This window comes from Gordonia aquimaris, from assembly GCF_026262595.1.
In the GTDB taxonomy this organism is placed as follows: Bacteria; Actinomycetota; Actinomycetes; order Mycobacteriales; family Mycobacteriaceae; genus Gordonia; species Gordonia tangerina.
Genome location: NZ_JAPKFM010000001.1, coordinates 87,983 through 110,335, shown reverse-complemented (window position 1 = coordinate 110,335; position 22,353 = coordinate 87,983). Strand labels below are relative to the sequence as shown.

Below are 22,353 nucleotides of genomic sequence, written 5' to 3'. Positions count from 1 at the left end.
TCATGGATGAGGCAAGGGTATTCCGGGTACGAACCGCCGAAGCCGATGATGCCCGGGCCGTCGTCGAGTTGTGGGGCGGCGTCGCAGCCGAAGGTCGCTGGATTCGGCGCGAAGCTCCGCTCGACATCGACGCGACGATGGGCGAGTTCCGGCATGCGCTCGCCTCGGAAAGTGCACATCCGGTGGTGGCGGTGACCTCGACCGGCCGAATCATCGGTAGTGCCATCGGCTTCGATCAGCATCCCGCACCGATCACATTCGGAATGCATGTGGCGATCGATCAGCGTCGGCACGGAGTGGGGACCGCGCTGTTGCAGTCAGTGCTGGCCTGGGCAGGCGAACGTGGATCGCACAAGGTGGTGCTGGAGGTGTGGCCGCACAACCATGCGGCGATCGCGCTGTACGAACGACACGGATTCGTCCGGGAAGGTCTGCGTCCCGCGCAGTACTGTCGTCGCAACGGTGAGCTCTGGGATGCGCTCGAGATGGGTTTACATCTGGTGTAGTGCTGTGCGGTGTCGTCCGAGCGGACCATTGTCCGGCCCCGGGAGCGCACAGTATCGTGGCAGGATGTCCCGGGCCGCGCGGCACCATCGGGGTCCCATCAGGGCGACATCTTCGGTGATCTGGGTGCTGGTCGTGCTCGTCTGCGCGGGTTCGATGGGCGCGCAACCTGTCACCGGGAATGCGGCGCCACCGATTCGGATGGTGGCCCTGGGTAATTCGTACATCTCCGGCCAGGGTGCGGATGACTACCGATCGGTGCCGGCCGACACGTCGTCGTACCGATCGGGTACCACCGGCCCGAACAACTACTGTTTCCGGAGCCGTCACGCGGCCGTCGAGATCGTCGCGGATCGGCTGGGAGCGCAGCTGACCAATGCGACATGCGCGGCCGCCGAGCCGCGACACGTCGATCAGATCGCGCAGTTCGACGAGGGACGTCAGATCGACCATCTGGAGCGGGCCGCCGACATCGTCGTGATGCAGGTCATCGGCAATCCGGAGTTTCTGAATGTGGTTGCGTGCGTACAGCTCGGCGAATGTGATGCGCGGACAGTCGAGCGGTCGATGGCCGTCCTCGATGGCGAACAACGGCGGCATGAGCAACGAATCCATCGCGAGGTGAGGGCACGGGCACCGCAGGCGCGGATCTATATTCTCAGCGCCCCGCAGGTGGTGCCGCGGCCGGGACAGGAGTATCACGCTCGGTGCGGTTGGTTCATGTCGGATCGGGAAGTGGTGCTGTTGAACGCATTCATCGACAAGATCGACGAGATCTCACGCACCAATGCGCAACTTTTCGGCGCGACATTCGTCGACCTCGACGGCGCCGACTCGCCGTGGCGCGCGCAGCGGCACGATCTGTGCAGCGCCCAACCATGGGTGTGGGGGCCGCGACTGCATGCGCCCCAGTACGAGCCGGACAGTCTGTCGTTGCGCAACTGGTCGTTGGGCAGCTATCACCCGACAAGGGCGGGACAGTCGGCCACCGCCACAGTCCTGTTCGATGCCATCGGTTTACGAGAGCCCACCGGCTCGTGAGCTGACGGTCCGGGTCGAGCTGATGGTGGGGGGCCCGAGCTGATGGTTGGGCCCCACGTGCGACTCAGTGGTCACAACGCGGCGTGGGTGGCGGCCGCACCTTCGGGGCCCACCAGCGTGCACAGCCGGCGATCGCTGCCGAGTTGCATCAACATCGCCGCGCCGGCCGGCCGTAGATCAATGGCCGAGCCCTGCCCGATCGGCCAGCCCAGGAAGCGACAGACGAAGGATCGGGAGAAATGGCCGTGGGAGACGACGACAACGTCGCCGTCGGTGAGACGCTGCTCGACGAGGTCCACGGCCCCGTCGACCCGGCGGGTCATGTCCTGCACCGATTCACCGCGCGGCCCACCGGCGGTCCAGATCGTCCACTCCGGATCGCCGTCGGCGTGGATCTGCGCGCGAGTCAGTCCTTCGTAGTCGCCGTAGTCCCACTCGGCGAACCGGTCGTCGACCTCGTCGACGGTGAGACCGGCCAGTTCGGCGGTCCGCCGTGCCCGGGTGCGCGGGGAGGCGAACACGTAAGGGTCGGTCAACCCGAGCCGGTCGGTGATCCCGGCCAGCGCGCGGGCGTCCTGTTCGCCACGCGCGGTCAGGTCGATGTCGGTGCGACCGGTATGGCGGTCGGTCAGCGACCATTCGGTCTGTCCGTGCCGGATGAGCAGGACGCGGCGGGTGATGTGCGACGATGCGCTGGTGCTGTGGTCGGTCACGAGGACGAGCGTACGGCCTCCGCCAACTGGTCCACCGCCCAATCGATTTCCTCGCGGGTGATCACCAGCGGCGGAGCGAGTCGTAGCGTCGACCCGTGGGTGTCCTTGGCCAGCACGCCGCGCTCGGCCAGTCGTAGACAGACGTCCTTTCCGCTGCCGAGGGAGGGCTCGACATCGATGCCGGCCCACAACCCCAGTCCGCGCACCGCGACCACACCGTTGCCGACGAGTTCGCCCAGTCGGGCGTGCAGGTGTGCGCCCAGTTCGGCCGCCCGGTGTTGCCAGGTCCCGTCGGCGAGCATGTCGACCACGGTATGGCCCACCGCTGCCGCCAGCGGGTTACCGCCGAAGGTCGATCCGTGCTCGCCAGGGTGCAGCACGCCCAGGACGTCGGCGTCGGCGACGACCGCCGACACCGGCAGGATGCCGCCGCCGAGCGCCTTGCCCAGGGTGTAGACGTCGGGTTCGACATTCCAGTGCGCGCAGGCGAAGGTGGTGCCGGTGCGGCCGAGTCCGGACTGGATCTCGTCGGCGATCATCAGCACATTCTGACTGGTGCACAGGTCTCGCACACGCGGTAGATAATCCTCTGGCGGCACGATGATGCCGGCCTCGCCTTGGATCGGTTCGAGGAGCACCGCCACCGTGTTCTGATCGATGGCGGCCGCGACCGCGTCCGCGTCACCGTAGGGGACCTGTATGAAACCTGGTGTGAAGGGACCGAATCCGGTGCGTGCCTCGGGATCGTCGCTGAAGCTGACGATGCTGATGGTTCGGCCGTGGAAGTTGCCGCCGGCAACGATGACCGTGGCGGCACCGTCGGCGACGCCCTTGACGTCGTATCCCCACTTTCTGGCGACCTTGATCGCGGACTCCACGGCCTCGGCGCCGGTGTTCATCGGCAACACCATGTCCTTGCCGCACAGGGTCGCCAGCGCTGCGCAGAACGGCTCGAGTCCCGCAGAGCGGAAAGCGCGGCTGGTGAGGGTGACCCGCCCGATCTGATCGAGAGCGGCCGCGACGATCCGCGGATGGCGATGCCCGAAGTTCACCGCAGAGTAGGCGCCGAGACAATCGAGGTAGCGGCGTCCGTCGACGTCGGTGATCCAGGCGCCCTCGGCGGATGCGGCGGTCACCGGCAATGGCGAATAGTTGTGCGCCACATGTGGTTCACTCGCGGACACCACGTTCACCTCCCTGTCGGAGCCCCTCAATTCTAGGGTGCAGCACTTGACTCCGCCGCCACCTTTGAGCAGTTCGGACATGTCGACGAGCACCGGTTCGAAACCGGTCGTTCGCAGTGCGTGTGCGAGTGCCGGTGCCGCATCGGTCATCACGACTCGGCGACCATCGGAGACGAAGTTCAGACCCAGTGCGAACGCGTCGGCGTCGGCGGCGATGATCGCGGTGGGGAACAGTGCGGCGAGCACCGCTTGCGAGGCAGGCGAGAAGGCGGGCGGGTAATAGGCGATCAGATCGTCATCGAGCACACCGAGTGCGGTGTCGAGGTGATAGAAGCGTGGGTCGACGAGTTCGAGTGTGATGACCGGTATCCCGGTCAGCGTGGCCACCTCGGCGTGGGTGGCGGGGTCGGTGCGGAATCCGGTGCCCGCAAGGATGCGGTCGCCGACCACCAGGAAGTCGCCCTCGCCTTCCTGGACGCCGGTGGTGCGGTGTACCGGTCCGAGGCCGTTGGCGGCGAACCAGTCGGCATAGTGATCACCTTCTGCCGCCCGCTCGTCGAACGCGAAGCGCGCGGCGATCGTCGCACCCGCGACGCTGAGACCGCCGTTGGCCGCGTAGACCATGTCGGGCAGGCCGGGTTGGGGATCGACCCCGAGCACGGTGTGCCCGAGTGACTCGTAGACCTCGCGAAGGTGGCGCCACTGCGAGATTGCGCGGTCGGTGTCCACCGGCACCGTGGGGTCCATCCAGGGGTTGATCGCGTAGTCGACAGTGAAATGGATCGGCGGGGTCATCGCATAGGTGCGCACCCGGGGAAACCGGGTGGTCGCGGACACGGCGGCAGGGCTCGTGATCGTCATGAATCGACGCTAGCCTGGGTCGATGATGCAAACAATCGTCGAATCTTGCTGCTCTATGCAATAGAGTGTGCATCATCTGTCGTGAAACGGAGATGTGTTGCGTGAACTCGATGAGTTGGATGAGAAGGTGCTCGCCTGCCTGACCCGCGACGCCCGGGCCACCTACGCGCAGATCGGTGACGTGGTGGGACTGTCGGCGCCGGCGGTGAAGCGACGGGTGGATCGTCTCGTCGAGGATGGTGTGGTCAAGGGATTCACCATAGTGATCGATCCATATGCGATGCAGTGGACCACCGAGGCGTATGTGCAGGTCTCGTGTCGCGGCAACATCTCGCCGCAGGCGCTCAAGGATGCGTGGGAGCCGATTCCCGAGGTGGTCAGCGCCGCCACCATCACCGGTCAGGCAGACGCGATCCTGCGGGTGCGCGCCCGAGACGTCCGTCATCTCGAGCAGGCGCTCGAGCGGATCCGTAGTGCCGGTCCCGTGGATCATTCCGAGTCGATCATCGTGCTGAGTCAGCTGATCGACCGAGGTCATCCGTGACTGCGATTGGTCGTCATCTGGCGTCGTGCTAGCCTGGTCGCCGTGATGAACACCGCACGCGTCTATTGGCGCTTTATCGAGGCTCCGGGTGGGGCCGCGATGAAGCGCTGAATCGCCGCGCGCGTAACACCCGGAGCCCCGAGCAGCGACCGTCAGGTTGCTGCTTTTGTCATTTCCAGGCCTCCGGTGACGTACGAACAACCAGGGGCCACCCGATACGACCGGGCCTGACCCCGAAAGGCATGACGTGACCACCATCTCGGACTTGACCGCCGCCGAATCCACCTCGGACCGCCGGATCAAGTCGTTCCGCTCCATCCCGTCTCCGGACACCATCCGCACCGAGTTGCCGCTGACGTCGCGTCGTGCGCTGACCGTGCAGCGTGACCGCGAGGAGGTCGCCGACATCCTCGCCGGCCGCGACGACCGCCTGCTGGTGGTGGTTGGTCCCTGCTCCGTACACGACCCGATCGCGGCCATCGACTACGCACGGCGACTGGCGCCGTTGGCCGCCGACCACGCGGACCGACTGAAGATCGTCATGCGGGTCTACTTCGAGAAGCCGCGCACCACCGTCGGCTGGAAGGGCCTCATCAACGATCCCGGGATGGACGGTTCGTTCGACGTCGAGCGTGGCCTGCGCACCGCGCGCTCGCTGCTGCTCGACATCATCGACCTCGGTCTGCCCGTCGGGTGTGAGTTCCTCGAGCCGACCAGCCCGCAGTACATCGCCGACGCGGTGGCCTGGGGTGCGATCGGCGCCCGCACAACCGAGTCACAAGTGCACCGGCAGCTGGCCTCGGGCCTGTCGATGCCGATCGGCTTCAAGAACGGCACCGACGGCAACGTGCAGGTGGCCATCGACGGCGTCAAGGCGGCAGCCGCCCAGCACGTCTTCTTCGGTGTCGACGACTTCGGACACGGTGCGGTCGTCGAGACGGCGGGCAACGACGAGTGCCATGTGATCTTGCGTGGTGGCACGACCGGACCCAATCACGATCCCGAGTCGGTCGCGTCTGCGGTCGCCGCGCTGGCGAAGGCCGGTCTGCCCGAACGGATCATGATCGACTGCTCGCATGCGAACTCGGGCAAGGACCACATCCGCCAGGCCGAGGTCGCCGAGGAGATCGCCACCGCCATCCGTGCGACCCGGACGTCGGGCGCACCGGTGACGATCAGCGGTGTGATGTTGGAGAGCTTCCTCGAGCCTGGCGCGCAATCCCCGGACGACGAACAGTTGACCTATGGGCAGTCGGTGACCGACAAGTGCATGGGCTGGGAGGCCAGCGCCGCCGTGCTAGCGACGCTGGCCCGTAGCTGAGCGACCTCGGCAGGTGAGTGCCCCCGACCGATGGTGGTCGGGGGAGACTCACCGGGTGATCGCAGCCGTCAGCTCGCCCGCGCCCTGTCGGCGCGAGTTGGCTGAGCAGCCCGAACAGCAGACCCGAGTTGCCACACCTCGCGGGTCTCGGTCACCTGGTAGGCGGTCTGCACATCGGCCGGCGCGGTGATCTCGACCTTGTTGGTGACGCCGGCGTCTCGCGCCACGGTCAGCATGCGGTCGAGCTGCACCGCCTGATCGGCGGCGGCCCTTGCGATAGCGGGCGATCCAGAGCGCCAGCCCGCGGGTGTCGGCAGGCAGGACGCCGGGCCGTCAGACGATGTCGACCTCGGGGCGTCCCGTCTCGATGGTGACCACTGCCCGGGTGTGCAGACGCTCGGCCGGGCTGCCGATCGAGTCGGCCACCCGGAATTCGGCGTCCCAACGGTCACGCTGCAGCCGGTTGAGGACATAGCCACGCTGGGCGTTGCCGAAGCGCACGTGGGGTGATGCGGCCTTCAAGGCGCGGTCGGAATCGTCGCTATCGCGGCCATCGGCCCCCGATGCGATCGATGTGCCGGCCAACTCGACACCGATGGTGGGGGATTCGTCGCGATAGCTGGTGCGGAGGTCGGTCACCACGTTGCGGTGGATGTCGCCGACGACGGACACCAGATCGGTCACGCCGCGCTCTCTTGCACCGTCGAGTATACGGGCCCGGCATGCCTCATATCCGCTCCAACCGTCCATGCTGACCGCGCGCCGACCGTCGAGGGTGCGGGCGAGGTCGGCGATCGGTGTCTGATGGGCAAGCACGTTCCAACGGGCCTCGCTGCGTGCGAATCCGTCGAGCAGCCAGCGTTCCTGGATGGGACCCAGGATGGAACGACGCGGGTCGGCAGTGGCGGCGTCCTGCGGGGCGTCGACGTCGCCGTTGACCTGGTCACTGCGATGGCTGCGGGTGTCGAGCACACTGAACTCGGCGAGGGTTCCGAAGCGCAGGCGACGGTGGGCGCGGATGTCGGCGCCGTACGGACGGTGGGCCAGGCGGACCGGTGTGTGTTCCCACCATGCTCGCAGGCCGTGGGCGCGGCGGACGAGGAAGTCGGGGACAGTCATGCCGTCTTCGGGTATGTCCGCCGCCCAGTTGTTGTCGACCTCGTGGTCGTCGAAAGTGGTGACGAATGGGCTGGTCCGATGGATCTGCTGGAGGTGCGGGTCGAGTTTGTAGAGGGCGTATCGATCGCGGTAGTCGTCGAGATCGAGACATTCACGTGCCGCGGATTCGGGCATGGCCGTGGTGTGACGACGACCGCCGCCGCGATTAATGGGTTTCTCGTAGATGTAGTCGCCGAGGTGGAACACCACGTCGGGGGCGTGTGTGGCCATGTCGGCGTAGGCGACGTAGTAGCCGTCGGCCCACGACTGGCAGGAGGCGAGCGCGAAGGTCATCGGTGCGTCCGTACCGGCGGCGTGTGCGGTGACGGTTCGACCGACCGCAGATCGCTCGCCGAGAGCGGCGAATCGATAGAAGTACTCCCGACCCGGCTCCAGCCCCCGGACGTCGACGTGCACGGCGTGGCCGTTCTCCGCGGTGGCCGGAGCGTGTCCGTGGCGCACCGGTCGCGTCATCGCCTCGTCGGCGGCCACTTCCCAGGCCACCTCGATCGGACGGGCGCCCATCCCGCCGCCGCGGGCCAGTGGTCGCGGGGCGAGGCGTGTCCACAGCACGACGCCATCGGGCAGCGGATCGCCAGACGCCACCCCGAGGGCGAACAGGGGGCTGTCTGGTGCCGACGCACCAGTCGACGAGGCGGTGTCACCGAGGATGCCGGGCGTGAATGCGAGAGCGGCGACGGCCCCGCTCCAGCTCAGGAATCGACGGCGGGTCATGCCGATTCGGAGAGTGCGGTCTCCGCAGAGTTCGATGTCCGGCACGCCGCTGGGCATGGCGCCACCCGATCAGGCGCGGCTGGACGGGGTGCGACGGACACCTGGCCGGCGGGTGATGGATCGGTGAAGACGAGTTGGGGAAGGGTCGGCGGCCCGAGGCTCAGGCGGCCAGCACCAGCCAGACGGCGATGTAGTGGAGTGCCGCGGCGACGGCGGTGCAGGCGTGGAACACCTCGTGATGGCCGAATGTGGATGGCCACGGGTTGGGCCAGCGGGCCGCGTAGAGGATGCCGCCGACGGTGTAGAACACGCCACCGGCGGCGAGCAGGATGATCACCGCCCAACCGGCCTCGGTGACCAGGGCGGGTGCGACCACCACGATCACCCAGCCGAGCAGGACATACAGCGACACGCCGAGCCATCGGGGGGCTGCCGGCCACGCGAGTTTGAGCGCGACGCCGGCAACTGCGCCCAGCCACACAATGCCCAGGACCCACCAGCGCACATCTGCGGGCAGTGCCATCGCGCAGAACGGCGTGTAGGTGCCGGCGATGAACAGGAAGATCATCGAGTGGTCGGCGCGTTTCATTCGGACCCTCGCCCGTGGCGTGCGCCAGGGGATGCGGTGATAGCTCGCGCTGACCGCGAACACACCGAAGGTGGTGAGCGCGTAAATCGCACATGTCATGGCGGCGAAGGGGCCGCGCATGATCACGGCGCCGACGACCACGGCGAACCCGGCGCAGATGGCGGCCATAGCCGCGTACTGATGGATCACGCCCCGCATCCGCGGCGGGACGGGTGCCGAGGTCTCATGCGCCAGGAAGGTCACGGAACCTACGGTACCGTAACTTTTGGAGCGGATAAGATCAGGCAGCGATGAAACTTCTTCCCGATCGGCTCCGACGTCCCATGCTCAGCGTGTACGAGCGTCGGCTCATCCAGCTGATGGACACCTCCCGGTTGCCCCGTCATGTCGCGATCATCTGCGACGGAAATCGGCGGTGGGCGCGCGAGGCCGGATTCGAGGACGTCAGCCACGGTCACCGGGTCGGTGCGCAGCGCATCGCCGAAATGCTGTCCTGGTGTGCTGGGCTCGACATCTCCACGGTCACCATCTACCTGTTGTCCACAGAGAATCTGCAGCGGACGTCGGACGAACTCGACGCGTTGATGGAAATCGTGCCCGACATCGTCGACGAGATTTCCGGACCGGACGGCAACTGGTGTGTGCGGATCGTCGGCAATCTGGCGGGGCTGCCCGAGCCGGTCGCCGAGCGGCTGCGTCGGGCGTCGGAGCGCACTGTCGATCGAGTTGGTATGAACGTCAACGTCGCAGTCGGCTATGGCGGCCGCCAGGAGATCGTCGACGCCGTGCAGTCGTTGCTGGCCGACCGTCTCGCTGCGGGCGCGACCGGGGAACAGATGATCGATGCGGTGACGGTCGATGCGATCGACGAGCACCTCTACACCAAGGGGCAACCGGAGCCCGACCTGGTGATTCGCACTTCGGGTGAACAGCGACTATCCGGATTCCTGCTGTGGCAGAGCGCCTATTCGGAGATCTGGTTCACCGACGCGTACTGGCCCGAGTTCCGTCGGGTCGACTTTCTTCGGGCACTGCGTGACTATGCGGCACGGAGTCGTCGTTTCGGCAAGTGACCCGCGGATTCGGTCCGATAGGTGACCGCGATTCGGCCGAGGCGTCAGCGCGGGTAGGTGACGATGATCTGTCCGGTGCGCGCGTTGCGCCAGGTGATGGTGCGGTCGGTGTGCATGGTCGGTATCCACGGCCCGTCATGTTTGCGGTCGTGGTCGGGGCGGCACAGGGGTGCGAGGTTGAAGGCCACGGTCCAGCCACCGGCCACCGGGTCAGCATGGCAGAACTTGAGCAGGTGGTCGAGTTCGCATTCCTCGGACGGTCTGCCGCAGTACGGGTAGCGGCAGCGCCGGTCGAGTTGGATGATCTCCGCCCGCAACGCGGCTGACGGCCTGTAGGTCAGTGCCCCCGGTGGTGGGGCGGCGAACCCACCGTGCCCGGTCAGGTCGATCGGTGGGGCCGGTGTGCGGTTGCCGAAGATGATCAGTCCGCTGGCGGTGCGGGTTTCACTCGGTCGGGCGGTGATGGTGGTGGCGTGTGGTGCGATTCGTGCGGCGTGGGCGGGATCGATGGCGCCGTAGCCCATCAGGCGGGTCGGGTCGAGACCGGTCGGGTCGCGCAGCAGGGTCAGGCCGGGGACGATGAGGTCGGAGTCGGAGTCGGTGTCGTCGGCTGGTTCCGCGTCGGCGACGTCGGTGTCGTGTTCGGCGGGTGGTGCGGTGATGAAGTCTCGTCGGGGTTGCAGGGAGGGTGCGACGTCAGCGGTGTCGACGTCATCGGTTCCGATGTCGGATTGTTCGCTCTCGACCTCGACCTCGACCTCGATGTCGCTGTCGTCGTCGATGTCGGCGAGGGTGATCGGCTGTTCTTCGGCCGCATCCGGCCCACCCACCGCGGGTTCGTCGGCGGTCTCGACGGCTGCGTCGGTGTCGTCCGCCGTGCTGGTGTCGACCGAGGAGTCGCGGACATCGTCGGTGACCGAACTCGGGGTGGCGGGCGTGGCCTGCCCCGGGTTGCTGGTGCGGGTTGGTGTGGCGGGGCAGGTGTCGTCGCCGCAGTGGCAGCGCAGTTTTGCGCCGGGAGCTTTGATGATCTCGGCGAACGCGGCGACGCGTTGGGCTTTGATGCTGCGCCCATCACGACGACACACCCGTCGTCCGATGAGGGCGCTGATGCGGTCGCGCAGGTGCACGCCGTGTTCGGCGGGGATGCAGGCATCGACGGTCATGTGCCCGAACGCTTCGTTACCGATCGTCACATCCCCGAACAGGTCGGTGATGTCCTCCCGGGTCTCGGCGGCTCGATCGGGGTCGAGGCTGATGATGATGGCGTCGAGATCATCTCGCAGGGCGGTGTCGGTGGTGGGTCGGCTGGCCAGATCGAGCACCACATCGTCGAAATCCCACGGCTCATCGCCGTCGTCGGGATCGTCGGTGGCGGAAGGGTCGGTCTCGGACGCAGCCTCATCGGAGCCGCCATCATCAGTGCCGTCGCCGTCGGTGCGCTCACCATCGGTGCCGGGATCGAGGTCGGCTTCGGGGTCGTCGAGGTCGAGGGTGAGTTCCTCCTCGACATCCTTGCTGTCGGGTTCGTCGGTGTAGGCGTTGTCGGCGAGTTCGCCGAGTCGCTCCCGCAGGTCGCCGGTGGGGCCGGTGGCGGCGCCGCGGATGGCCACACCCAGCCGGTGGGGCCTCAAATCTCCGGAGCGGAAGGCATCACGGATCTTGGGGTGCTCGTCGAGTAATTCGTCGAGACCGACCCATTCGCCGGCTTGACGTCGAGAAATACCCAACTGCAGTGAGATTTCGCCTTTCGCGGCCTTGTCGGCGGCGTTGCGGACTCGGTTCGGAACGAAATCGTTGTATCCGGCGAGACGCTCGTTGTAGGTGGATTGCCCGATCTGACGGGCAATCTGCATCGCCAGGGCTTGGGCTTGATTACTCAACCGCAACAGGTCACGACCATGCTGCGCCAACTCATCGAGACTGCTGGAGGCCAGCAGAGCGTCGTCGGCAGCACGGTCGGTGAAGGTGAACACGAAACGCTCCTTTCCGGCGAAGACGGTCTCTGAGGTCGGGATGGGTTGGCGGGGAATCGAACTGCTATCAGACTATCGAGCGGGTCTGACAACTTTGGTGCGCTACGGGTGCGGTGTGGATGGACTCGATCGGTGAGGTGTTGAGTTCAGGATAGCGGCGGGGTGTGACAACATTTCGTGCGTGAGATTGGTTGCGTGGGTGGACCCTTCGTGACGCGGCCTCGCGCGCTCGGGCGCTCCTCAGGGATCAGGGTGGCGCTCGTTTCTCGGTTCTTTCCTTCGGTTCGGGGAGTTTCGCTTGTTCTTCGTTGCACTCTTCGTGATTCATTGTTGGGGCTTCCTCTCCGATTCTCTGATGTTCGGGAAACATTGGCGGGGAATCGGACTGCCGTCAGACTAGCGGGTGGGTCTGACACCATTTGTGCGCCGCGGGAGGGATGTGGGTGGACCCTTCGTGACGCGGCCTCGCAGGGTCGGTCGCTTCTCAGGGATAAGGGGGCGCGGCCTCGCAGGCTCGGTCGTTCGTAGGGGTCGGGGGAATCATCGGGTTCAGACACGCTCGGTGACCAATGACACCAGCGCCCGGACGTCGGCCTGATACGACGAAGCAGGGGGAGTGCCGAAGCCGACCACCAGGCCCGATGGCGAGCTGTCGTCGATGCTTGTGTCCGGATGGCGAAACTGCGACATCTTCGCCAGAGCGAACCGTCGGCGCAGTGCCGCATCGAATACCGTGTCCTCGTCGCGGGAAGGGAGTGGGATCACTGCGTGGAGCCCGGCGGCGATCCCCGGGATCGTCACGCCCGCATGGGCGAATGCATCGGTGAGGACATCTCGCCGACGCCGGTAGTACTGGCGGCTGCGGCGGATGTGCCGATCGTAGGCGCCGGAATCGATGAGCTCGGCCAAGACGAGTTGATCGATGATGCTGGCGTCGGGTTCCCGAAGGCCTTTCGTCGCGCGTACCACCTCGACCAGGCGAGGCGGGAGGACCAGCCAGGCGATGCGCACCGCCGGTGAGATGCTCTTGCTGACCGACCCGGTGTAGATCACCACGTCGGGGTTGAGGGCCTGCAGGGCGCCCACCGGCTCTCGGTCGTAGCGGAGTTCGCCGTCGTAGTCGTCCTCGACGACCAGCGCGTCATGATCGCCCGCCCACTCGATGACTCGGGCACGGCGCGACGGGGACAGGGGCACACCGGTCGGGTACTGATGGCTCGGGGTCAGCAGCACCGCCGACGCCTCGTCGGATAGTCGGTCGACCGCGGCGCCGTCGCCGTCGACCGGAACTGGCATGGTCGCCGTTCCGCCACGTTCGACGGCCGCGCGGTGAAACGGCAACCCATGGCTCTCCACCGCGAGGACGTCACCGAATACGTTGCGCGACAGCAACTCCAGCGCGCGCAGAACCGATGTCGTCAACACGATGTGGGCGGGGTCGGTCCGCACCCCGCGGGCGCGCGCCAGGTATCCGGCCAAGGAGTTGCGAAGCCGTTCGCTGCCCTGTGGATCGCCGGGTCCGAATGTCCGGTCCGGGGCGTCGGTCAACGCACGACGCGTCGCGGCGATCCAGTCCGCACGCGGGAACAGCGACGGATTGGGTTGGCCGAGTCCGAAATCGTGGTCGGTGGTGGGTGTCTGACGCACACTGCGCGTGGGTGCCGAGACACCGGGGCGTGGGGTGTCGGCGACTCGGGTGCCCGACCCCTGGCGGGCCACCAGCCACCCCTCGGCGATCAGTTCCTGATAGACGGCGGCCACCGTCCCGCGCGCGAGCCCGACGTCGGCGGCCAGCGACCGATACGGAGGCAGCAGGGTTCCTGGTCCCAATCGGCCGTCGCTGATCGCTTCACGAAGCGCGGAGGCCAGCGAGTGGCGACGGCGTGCGCCTCGTCCGCGGGTGCTGCCCGCCGGGTCGGGCTGCAGATCCAGGTAGAGATCGACGCCCAGATGTTGCGCGATCCGCTCCCACGGATCTGGATTGACACTCTTGTCCACCCTTGAATTGAACCAGTTTTCTGGTGCAATCCACTCCTACTGTGGAAGTCGATACCACATCGAGGAGAGGGGCGGTCATGAAGGTGATCGTGTTGGGTGCGAGCGGTGAGATCGGCAGTGAGGTGGTCAATCGCCTGCGTGCGCAGGGGATTGAGGTGACCGCGGCGCATCGGTCGACAGGTGTCGATGCCTACGAAAGCACTGGACTCAGTGAAGCGTTCAGTGGCGCCGACGTGGTTGTCGACTGCGTGAACGTGACGACGACCAGCGCGGACACCGCGATCGACTTCTTCGGCACGGTTGCTCGCAACGTCTCGACCGCTGCGCTGTCCGCCGGCGTGGGGCGGGTCGTGTGCTTGTCGATCATCAATGCCGCTGACCCGGCGGTCAACGCCAAGTTCGGCTATTACCAGGGCAAGGCTGCGCAGGAGAAGGTCTACCGCGAGTCGCTGCCCGCCGATGTTCTGACGATCGTGCGCTCGGCTCAATGGTACGAGTTGGCGCGGCAGATGATGAGCACTCTGCGGTTGGGTCCGGTTGCCGCCGTGCCCCATATGCGCTGCCGGCCACTGTCGGCGGCCGACGCCGCCGCGGCGCTGGTCGGTGCGGTGACCACCGCGCCGGGAGGTGACGTCGAGGTGGCCGGCCCACACGTGCTCGACCTCGCTGACATCGGCAAGGCCATCGCTCGCCGATCGGGGTCGCCACGCTGGGTGGTGGGCATCCGCTTCGGCGGCACTGCGATTCGGAACGGTGGTCTCGTCCCCGAGCGTCCCGACGTGGTCACCACCACAACGCTGGACCAGTGGTTGGATGCGGAGTGCGCGGCATGAGCGCGCCGACCGCCGCGCCGCATGACACTCGGCGGATGTGGATTCCGCGGACAAACCCCACGGTGTACAAGGCTCTGGTGGCGTTGCAGCGTGCCTCGGCCGAGGGGCTGGCGCCGCGCCTGGCCGAACTGATCAGGATTCGGGTGTCGCAGATCAATGGCTGCGCCTACTGCCTGCACATGCACCTGTCGGATGCCCGGTCGGCCGAGGTGGAGCCGGAGGCGGTGGGGATGGTGGCCCTGTGGGCCGACGCGCCGCACCTCTTTACCGATCGGGAGCGGGCCGCGCTCGATCTGGCCGAGCACGTGACTCAGGTGGGCGACGATGGCGTTCCGGATAATGTGTTCGAGCGTGCCGCAGTACTTTTCGATGAGGTCGAACTCGGGCAGGTGATCGCCGCCATCGTCATGATCAACGCGTGGAACCGGATCGCTGTCGCCGGACGTTACCCCGCGGGACTGGATGAACGCAGAATGCCTTGAGCTCAACGGTATCTGACAAATCACAGCTTTCGCAGGCGGACCCGGTTGATCGAGTGGTCGGCGTCCTTGCGTAGCACCAGTGTGGCGCGCGGTCGGGTGGGCAGGATGTTCTCGATCAGGTTGGGCTGGTTGATCGAGGTCCACAGGTCGCGCGCCGCGATGGTCGCCTGCTCGTCGGTCAGGGACGAGTAATAATGAAAGTGCGACTGTGGGTCTGCGAATGCGGTGGTGCGCATCTGCAGGAAGCGTGAGATATACCACTGCTCGATGTCGGAGGTCTTGGCATCGACGTAGATCGAGAAGTCGAACAGGTCGGACACCATCAGGGTGGGTCCGGTCTGCAAGACGTTGAGCCCCTCCAGGATCAGGATGTCCGGTTGCCGCACATAATGCCTCACGTCCGGGACGATGTCGTAGGCGATGTGTGAGTAGACCGGGGCGGTCACCTCGCGTGCGCCGGACTTGACCTCGGTGACGAAACGTAGCAACGCGCGTCGGTCATAGGACTCGGGAAAACCCTTGCGGTGCATGATTCCCCGACGTTCCAACTCGGCGGTCGGCAGAAGGAATCCATCCGTGGTGACCAGGTCGACCTTCGGGTGCGACTCCCACCGCGCGAGCAGGGCGGCCAGCACGCGGGCGGTGGTGGACTTACCCACCGCGACGCTGCCAGCGATGCCGATCACGAATGGCACCTGCCGGTTGGTCTGGCGTTCGCCGAGAAAGGTGGACGTGGCCGCGAACAGTCGTTGGCGTGCCGCGATCTGTAGGTGGATCAGACGTGACAGCGGGAGATACACATCGGCGACCTCGTCGAGGTCGACCTGTTCGCCGAGGCCCACCAGCTGTTGCAGCTCGGCGTTGGTCAACACCATGGGCATGGATTCGCGGAGTTCACGCCACTGCCGACGGTCGAGCTCCAGATACAGACTGGGATCGCGCCCGGTCGTGTCGCGTGCCATGGTCCTACAGCTTAGGGCGGACGGAATCGCGCACCACCGGTAGCCTCCGGTCATGACAACTGCCGCGTCCGCACCGATCACGGACTACCTGCGCTTGGGGCTGGCCTTCGACAGGCTGGAGGAGGGTTTTGTGGACGCCTACACCGGCGACCCGGCGCTGCGGGCCGAGGTGGCCGCCGCTCCCGCGCCCGACCCGGCCGTACTAGCCGATCGGGCGCGCGGACTTTCGTCAGAGCTGCCCGCCGAGCTTGGCCCCGCGCGAGTGGAATTCCTGCGTGCGCACCTCGCGGCGCTGGAATGCTCGGCGCGCAAGTTCGCAGGTGAGGAGATCGCGTTCGTCGACGAGGTGCGTGCCTACTTCGACGTGGACATCGACCTCGGCGATCAGCAGGCATACCGAGATGCCCACGCGGCGATGGCCGCCGAACTCGGTGTTCCGGGTGCGTCGGGGGTAGCGCTGGCTGAGGCCTATGCGGCCTACAAGCGATCCGACGAGATCCCGCCGGACCGTGTCGACGAGTGCGTGCGCGCCTTTGCCGGTGCGCTGCGCGAACGGGTGCGGTCCACTCATCCCTTGCCGGATAGCGAGATCGTCGAGTTCGAGGTCGTCACCGACAAGCCGTGGTCGGGGTTCAATTACTACCTCGGCGATTACCGGTCGCGGGTCGCCATCAACCTCGACCTCACGCAGTACATGTCGACGTTGCCGCACCTCATCGCGCATGAGGCGTACCCCGGACATCACACCGAGCACTGCCGCAAAGAGGAGATCCTGGTGGGCGGTGGGCAGCAGGAGCAGACCCTGTTCGTGGTCAACACCCCGCAGTGCCTGATGGCCGAGGGCCTCGCCGACCACGCCCTGCACGCGGCGATCGGCCCGGACTGGGGTCAGTGGGCGCAGGAGATCTACGCCGATCTCGGACTGCGGTTCGACGGTGCCCGTGCTGTGCGGATGGCGCGCGCGTCGGCGGGCTTGGTGGGGGTCCGTCAGGACGCTGCGCTGTTGCTGCACGACCGTCGGGCAGATCAGGACACTGTCGCCGAGTTCCTGCAGCAATGGCTGCTCGCGCCGCCCGAGCGAGCGTGTCAGATGCTGAGATTCCTGACCTCCCCGCTGTGGCGCGCCTACATCTCTACCTATGTCGAGGGGTACCGCCTGCTGGGTGAGTGGCTCGATGCCGCACCCGAAACGCAGCGGTTGGAACGCTTCGGTCGCCTGCTCGACGAACCGCTCACCCCGGCATTGCTGAGAGCCGAACTCCAGGACCCGAGGCCGGGACAATAGACTTGTCTGCCATGAGCCTGAATTCGATGTCCCTGGCCGAACTCGACCCGGATGTGGCTGCGGCGATGAACGGCGAGTTGAGCCGGCAGCGGGACACCCTCGAGATGATCGCGTCCGAGAATTTCGTGCCGCGCGCGGTGCTCCAGGCCCAGGGCAGCGTGCTCACCAACAAGTACGCCGAGGGGTACCCGGGGCGTCGTTACTACGGTGGCTGCGAGTACGTCGACGTCGTCGAGGACATCGCTCGCGACCGGGCCAAAGAGCTGTTCGGCGCCGACTTCGCCAACGTCCAGCCACACTCGGGTGCACAGGCCAACGCCGCCGTACTGATGGCGCTGATGACCCCGGGCGAGAAGATGCTCGGTCTCGACCTGGCACACGGCGGGCATCTCACCCACGGCATGCGGCTGAACTTCTCGGGCAAGCTCTACGAGATCGAGTCCTATGGCGTCAGCAAAGAGGACTTCCGCATCGACATGGATGAGGTCCGCAAGATCGCGCTCGCGGGCAAGCCGAAAGTGATCTGCGCCGGCTGGTCGGCATATCCGCGCACGCTGGACTTCGAGGCGTTCCGGTCCATCGCCGACGAGGTCGGCGCCTACCTGTGGACCGACATGGCGCACTTCGCCGGCCTCGTCGCCGCCGGGCTGCACCCGTCGCCGGTGCCGTACTCGGACGTCGTCTCGTCCACCGTGCACAAGACGCTCGGCGGGCCGCGCTCGGGCATCATCCTGGCCAAGCAGGAGTGGGCCAAGAAGCTCAACTCGGCGGTGTTCCCCGGGCAGCAGGGCGGGCCGCTGATGCACGCCATCGCGGGCAAGGCCGTCGCGCTCAAGATCGCCGGAACCGACGAATTCGTCGAGCGGCAGCAGCGCACGCTCTCGGGGGCGAAGATCCTGGCCGACCGGCTCACCGGCTCCGACGTTGCCGACGCGGGCATCTCGGTGCTCACCGGGGGCACCGACGTCCACCTCGTGCTGGTGGATCTGCGTAACAGCCGGCTCGACGGTCAGCAGGCCGAAGACCTGCTGCACCAGGTCGGCATCACGGTCAACCGGAACGCGGTGCCCTTCGATCCGCGGCCGCCGATGGTGACTTCGGGTCTGCGGATCGGGACACCGGCGCTGGCCACCCGCGGTTTCGGGGACACGGAGTTCACCGAGGTCGCCGACATCATCGCGACCGCACTGGCGGCCGGTACCGATGCCGACGTCTCCGCCCTGCGTGGGCGTGTGTCGCGCTTGGCGCTGGACCTCCCGCTCTACGACGGACTCGAGGACTGGGGGCTGATGAGCCGCGGGTGAATCCCACCTGACGTCGCAGCGCCGACGGCGCTGCGCCCCCGGACCCAGGGTGGCCAGACTGCGGGGCGGTTCTCTATTGTTGCTCCGGTGAATGCATTGACCACCGATGAGCTGATCATCGCGCTCTCCAAGGCGCTGCCGGAGATCGCCGAGGACCATCAGGCGGCTGCCAGTCCCTGGAAACCGCACGACTGGGTGCCGTGGGACCAGGGCCGCAACTTCGCCTTCCTCGGTGGTGAGGACTGGGATTCGACGCAGTCGACGATCTCCGACGAGGCCCGCGCGGGTGTCCTGGCACTGCTGCTGACCAAGGACAACCTGCCGTCCTACCACCGGGTGCTGGCCATGCACTTCCCGGCGTTCTCCGACTGGCGTCAGTTGGTGGGCGTGTGGACCGCCGAGGACAACCGGCACGCCATCGTGCTGCGCGACTTCCTTGTCGTTACCCGCGCCATTGACCCGGTCGATGCCGAGGAGCGACGCCGCATACACGTGACCGCCGGCTACCGTCAGCGTCCCGAATCGATCGAGAATCTGGGACCGCTCGACGTGCTCGCGCTGATGGCGGTGCACGAGAACCAATGCGTGGGCTACATCGAGAAGCTCCGTGCTGCGGTCACCGACGACGTGTTCGGACAGATTCTCGACAAGATCGCTGCCGACGACGCCGTGCAGGCCGCCACGTTCGGCGCCTTCCTCAACGCCGGACTCGTCGCCGATCCGGCCGCCACGGTGGTCGCCGTCGACCAGGCGCTGGCCCGGTTGGAGACCGAGCCCATCGGCTCCGACATCGCCGATTTCGACGCCGAGCGCGCACTCATCGCCGGTTACGAGGATGCCGAGAGCCGCACTCGCGTCGCAGCCGCCATCGTCGACGCATGCAAGCTCGCGTCGGTCGCAGGCCTCGACGGCGAGGCAGAAGAGGCTCGACGTCGCGTTCTTGATCGCGCCGGTGTAACCAGCGCGACGTAGCCGCCAGGCAACGTGCGTTAACGCATAATTCACGCCGACACACCCCTGTCCGCCGCGCCGGGCAGGGGTGTTTCGGCGTACGTTGGCCAGTGACGGACCGCGGGGAAGCGGTTCGTCCGGGAGGTTCGATTCGTGGTTTGCACCAGCAACGCGAGAGGGCCGGCCCCGGTCCTCGTCCACCTTGGCTGACCAGCCAAGACGGGCAAGAACCCGCCGGTCGTCGCAACTGGTTTGTGCGGGGCCCGCACAAACGTAGGAGCCCTACGTGACCACACGCACCTACGTCCTCGACACCTCCGTCCTGCTCTCCGATCCCTGGGCGGTCACGCGTTTCGCCGAACACCATGTGGTCTTGCCGCTGGTCGTCATCGGCGAACTCGAGGGCAAACGTCACCACCATGAACTCGGCTGGTTCGCTCGCGAGGCACTCCGGTTGCTCGACGACCTCCGACTCGAGCACGGCCGCCTCGACATTCCGCTCCCGATCGGTGACGAGGGCGGCACGCTCCAGGTGGAGCTCAACCACACCGATCCGGCGGTGCTCCCGGCAGGTTTCCGAACCGAGACCAACGACTCCCGAATCCTCGCCTGCGCGTTGAATCTTCGCGCCGAAGGCAGTGACGTCACGCTGGTCTCCAAGGACACCCCGCTGCGCGTCAAGGCCGGCGCCGTCGGTCTTGCCGCCGACGAGTACCACGCACAGGACGTGGTGGTGTCCGGATGGTCCGGGATGACCGAGTTGGACGTCGAGAGCACGAGTATCGACACCCTGTTCGCCGAGGGCGTCGTGGACATCGACGAAGCGCGAGAATTGCCATGCCACACCGGTATTCGGCTGCTCGGCCATTCGTCCAGCGCGCTCGGTCGGGTCAATGCGGACAAGCGGGTGCAGCTTGTCCGCGGCGACCGTGAGGCCTTTGGTCTACATGGCCGGTCGGCAGAACAGCGTGTGGCCCTCGACCTCCTGCTCGACGACAGCGTCGGGATCGTGTCGCTCGGCGGCAAGGCGGGCACCGGCAAATCGGCGCTGGCGCTGTGCGCTGGACTCGAGGCAGTTCTGGAACGCCGTACCCAGCGAAAGGTGGTCGTCTTCCGGCCCTTGTACGCGGTCGGCGGCCAACAGTTGGGATACCTGCCCGGCGGTGAGGCGGAGAAGATGGGGCCCTGGGCGCAGGCTGTCTTCGACACCCTCGAAGGTCTCGCATCGCCCGAGGTGATCGAGGAGGTGTTGAGCCGCGGCATGCTCGAGGTGCTTCCGCTCACCCACATCCGCGGCCGTTCGTTGCACGACTCCTTCGTGATCGTCGACGAGGCACAATCGCTGGAACGCAACGTGCTGCTGACTGTGCTCTCACGGCTCGGAGCCGGCTCGCGCGTGGTGCTCACGCACGATGTCGCCCAACGCGACAACCTTCGGGTCGGCCGCCACGACGGCGTCGCGGCGGTCATCGAGAAACTGAAGGGCCACCCGCTGTTCGCGCACGTCACACTGACTCGCAGTGAGCGCTCGCCGATCGCGGCCTTGGTGACCGACATGCTCGAGGAGTTCGCCCCCGGCGCATAGCCGGGCCCCTTTCGCCAACCGCGCACTCGTCGCGTTCATGCGCATGCTCCGACATGCGCGTGAACGTGGTGGGTGCGCGGTTGGCGTCTATACCGCGTCCACGAACGATCGGGTTCAGCAGTGATCCGATCACAATCGCACCGTGACCGGCACGAGACTCACAAGCTCGCACTCGCTGGCACACTGGTGTGGTGCTGAAGTTACTGATGAGACGAATGAGGTTTCTGGGACTTCTGGTGATCGCGGTCGTCGCCGCCGTTGCCGGAGGTGCCGGTAGCGCACTCGCCGCACCCGCAACAACGACACCGTCGACGACGCCGGCCGCGCCGTCGGGATCGCCGATTCCCGAGACCGGTATCCCGATGCTCGACGAGGTATTGAACACCCTCGCCGGCAACCTCGGGCTCGGGGGCGCCGGGAGTTCCGAGGTCGACAGCAGTCAGATGATCGTCGTCACCGCGCCGGAGGCCAGTGACACCACGGCGACCCTGACCGCCTTCGAACGTGGCACCGACGACGCGTGGAAACCGGTCATCGGCCCCACGAAGGCCTTCCTCGGATCGCTCGGGATGGGTGAACCCGAGGACAACGTCTATCGCACACCAGAGGGCACCTTCGACCTGGACCAGGCCTTCGGTCGACTGCCGAACCCGGGCACGAAGATGCCCTACAAGCAGGTCGATCGGCAGGACTGGTGGGACTCGAACATGAAGTCGCCCACCTACAACACGATGGTGCGACAGGTGCAGAGTCCCGGCGGCGACAGTGAGAACCTCTACGACTCCGGGCCGGTGTACGACTATGCGGTCAACATCGCGCACAACCCGCAGCGGATTCCGGGTAAGGCGTCGGCGATGTTCCTGCACGTGACCAACAACCAGCCGACCATGGGGTGCATCGCCATCGACAAGGATCTGATGCGCAAGGTGTTGACCTGGCTCGATCCGGCCAAGCACCCAAAGATCGCGATCGGGGTGAATCAGGCCGGACCGTCGGGATCTGCGTCGTCGGGATCGGGGGCATCCGACCCTCAGACGCCCGAATCGTCGGCTCCCGAATCGTCGACACCCCAGTCGGCGGTGCCGGAGTCGTCGTTGCCGAGCACGTCGGCGATGCCCGGCGCGGATTCCCTGACCCAATTGCTCAATCAGCTCGTCAGCTTGCTGCCGTCGCTGTCGCAGACCACCGCGGGCGGCTGAGCCTCCGCACACCAGAGGCGGGGATCGGCGATCGGCCGGTCCCCGTTTCGCTGGG

General features: G+C 66.6%; 20 protein-coding genes. 12 read left to right on the top strand and 8 right to left on the bottom strand.

The window, feature by feature from the left end:
* Positions 1 to 2 precede the first annotated feature (2 nt).
* Together OSB52_RS00510 and OSB52_RS00505 are read left to right on the top strand one after the other, a co-directional pair.
* On the top strand, positions 3 to 506 hold the full coding sequence (locus OSB52_RS00510) for a GNAT family N-acetyltransferase (protein ID WP_266059621.1): 504 nt from the start codon (positions 3 to 5) through the stop codon (positions 504 to 506).
* A 64-nt stretch (positions 507 to 570) separates the two neighbouring features.
* On the top strand, positions 571 to 1,545 hold the full coding sequence (locus OSB52_RS00505; protein WP_266059620.1) for an SGNH/GDSL hydrolase family protein: 975 nt from the start codon (positions 571 to 573) through the stop codon (positions 1,543 to 1,545).
* A gap of 71 nt (positions 1,546 to 1,616) precedes the next feature.
* Here the strand turns inward: OSB52_RS00505 and OSB52_RS00500 are convergent, their stop codons facing one another.
* Both OSB52_RS00500 and rocD read right to left on the bottom strand, forming a co-directional pair.
* A complete protein-coding gene (locus OSB52_RS00500; protein WP_266059618.1) occupies positions 1,617 to 2,258 on the bottom strand; it encodes a histidine phosphatase family protein in 642 nt (213 codons plus the stop codon).
* The gene (gene rocD / locus OSB52_RS24745; protein WP_277614775.1) at positions 2,255 to 4,303 is read right to left on the bottom strand and encodes an ornithine--oxo-acid transaminase; all 2,049 of its coding nucleotides are present in this window, start codon (positions 4,301 to 4,303) and stop codon (positions 2,255 to 2,257) included. Before rocD ends, OSB52_RS00500 begins: the two co-directional genes overlap by 4 nt.
* Positions 4,304 to 4,400: 97 nt before the next feature.
* On the opposite strand from rocD, the gene OSB52_RS00490 reads away from it, so the two are divergent.
* Together OSB52_RS00490 and OSB52_RS00485 are read left to right on the top strand one after the other, a co-directional pair.
* Positions 4,401 to 4,847 (top strand): Lrp/AsnC family transcriptional regulator, encoded by a 447-nt coding sequence (locus OSB52_RS00490; RefSeq protein ID WP_266059616.1) that lies wholly within the window; start codon positions 4,401 to 4,403, stop codon positions 4,845 to 4,847.
* A 247-nt stretch (positions 4,848 to 5,094) separates the two neighbouring features.
* Complete coding sequence (locus OSB52_RS00485; protein ID WP_266059614.1) at positions 5,095 to 6,168, top strand: 3-deoxy-7-phosphoheptulonate synthase; 1,074 nt, start codon at positions 5,095 to 5,097, stop codon at positions 6,166 to 6,168.
* A 68-nt stretch (positions 6,169 to 6,236) separates the two neighbouring features.
* Here the strand turns inward: OSB52_RS00485 and OSB52_RS00480 are convergent, their stop codons facing one another.
* The 3 genes from OSB52_RS00480 to trhA form a co-directional block, all read right to left on the bottom strand.
* A complete protein-coding gene (locus OSB52_RS00480; RefSeq protein ID WP_266059613.1) occupies positions 6,237 to 6,419 on the bottom strand; it encodes a hypothetical protein in 183 nt (60 codons plus the stop codon).
* A gap of 82 nt (positions 6,420 to 6,501) precedes the next feature.
* On the bottom strand, positions 6,502 to 8,118 hold the full coding sequence (locus OSB52_RS00475) for an alkaline phosphatase D family protein (protein ID WP_235723663.1): 1,617 nt from the start codon (positions 8,116 to 8,118) through the stop codon (positions 6,502 to 6,504).
* A 103-nt stretch (positions 8,119 to 8,221) separates the two neighbouring features.
* Complete coding sequence (gene trhA / locus OSB52_RS00470; RefSeq protein WP_235723752.1) at positions 8,222 to 8,848, bottom strand: PAQR family membrane homeostasis protein TrhA; 627 nt, start codon at positions 8,846 to 8,848, stop codon at positions 8,222 to 8,224.
* A 92-nt stretch (positions 8,849 to 8,940) separates the two neighbouring features.
* On the opposite strand from trhA, the gene OSB52_RS00465 reads away from it, so the two are divergent.
* Complete coding sequence (locus tag OSB52_RS00465) at positions 8,941 to 9,723, top strand: isoprenyl transferase (RefSeq protein WP_266059612.1); 783 nt, start codon at positions 8,941 to 8,943, stop codon at positions 9,721 to 9,723.
* Between the two features lie 44 nt (positions 9,724 to 9,767).
* On the opposite strand, the gene OSB52_RS00460 is transcribed toward OSB52_RS00465, so the two are convergent.
* Both OSB52_RS00460 and pdxR read right to left on the bottom strand, forming a co-directional pair.
* Positions 9,768 to 11,699, bottom strand: coding sequence for an HNH endonuclease signature motif containing protein (locus OSB52_RS00460; protein WP_266059611.1), 1,932 nt, complete (start codon positions 11,697 to 11,699; stop codon positions 9,768 to 9,770).
* 549 nt (positions 11,700 to 12,248) lie between these two features.
* The gene (gene pdxR, locus OSB52_RS00455; protein ID WP_266059610.1) at positions 12,249 to 13,697 is read right to left on the bottom strand and encodes a MocR-like pyridoxine biosynthesis transcription factor PdxR; all 1,449 of its coding nucleotides are present in this window, start codon (positions 13,695 to 13,697) and stop codon (positions 12,249 to 12,251) included.
* Positions 13,698 to 13,774: 77 nt separating this feature from the next.
* On the opposite strand from pdxR, the gene OSB52_RS00450 reads away from it, so the two are divergent.
* A complete protein-coding gene (locus OSB52_RS00450) occupies positions 13,775 to 14,530 on the top strand; it encodes an SDR family oxidoreductase (RefSeq protein ID WP_266059609.1) in 756 nt (251 codons plus the stop codon).
* 35 nt (positions 14,531 to 14,565) lie between these two features.
* Positions 14,566 to 15,012, top strand: coding sequence for a carboxymuconolactone decarboxylase family protein (locus tag OSB52_RS00445; protein ID WP_266059891.1), 447 nt, complete (start codon positions 14,566 to 14,568; stop codon positions 15,010 to 15,012).
* Positions 15,013 to 15,032: 20 nt separating this feature from the next.
* On the opposite strand, the gene coaA is transcribed toward OSB52_RS00445, so the two are convergent.
* Positions 15,033 to 15,974: a type I pantothenate kinase gene (gene coaA / locus OSB52_RS00440; protein ID WP_266059608.1), complete on the bottom strand. Its 942-nt coding sequence runs from the start codon at positions 15,972 to 15,974 to the stop codon at positions 15,033 to 15,035.
* 52 nt (positions 15,975 to 16,026) lie between these two features.
* Between coaA and OSB52_RS00435 the strand changes: the two genes are divergently transcribed.
* The 5 genes from OSB52_RS00435 (at position 16,027) to OSB52_RS00415 (ending at position 22,298) form a co-directional block, all read left to right on the top strand.
* Positions 16,027 to 17,259, top strand: coding sequence for a DUF885 domain-containing protein (locus OSB52_RS00435; protein ID WP_266059607.1), 1,233 nt, complete (start codon positions 16,027 to 16,029; stop codon positions 17,257 to 17,259).
* 26 nt (positions 17,260 to 17,285) lie between these two features.
* A complete protein-coding gene (glyA, locus tag OSB52_RS00430; protein WP_266059889.1) occupies positions 17,286 to 18,563 on the top strand; it encodes a serine hydroxymethyltransferase in 1,278 nt (425 codons plus the stop codon).
* A gap of 87 nt (positions 18,564 to 18,650) precedes the next feature.
* The gene (locus OSB52_RS00425; RefSeq protein WP_235723671.1) at positions 18,651 to 19,535 is read left to right on the top strand and encodes an acyl-ACP desaturase; all 885 of its coding nucleotides are present in this window, start codon (positions 18,651 to 18,653) and stop codon (positions 19,533 to 19,535) included.
* A 265-nt stretch (positions 19,536 to 19,800) separates the two neighbouring features.
* On the top strand, positions 19,801 to 21,099 hold the full coding sequence (gene phoH2, locus OSB52_RS00420; protein WP_235723672.1) for an RNA 5'-3' helicase PhoH2: 1,299 nt from the start codon (positions 19,801 to 19,803) through the stop codon (positions 21,097 to 21,099).
* 215 nt (positions 21,100 to 21,314) lie between these two features.
* A complete protein-coding gene (locus OSB52_RS00415; protein ID WP_266059606.1) occupies positions 21,315 to 22,298 on the top strand; it encodes a L,D-transpeptidase family protein in 984 nt (327 codons plus the stop codon).
* Positions 22,299 to 22,353: the final 55 nt, after the last annotated feature.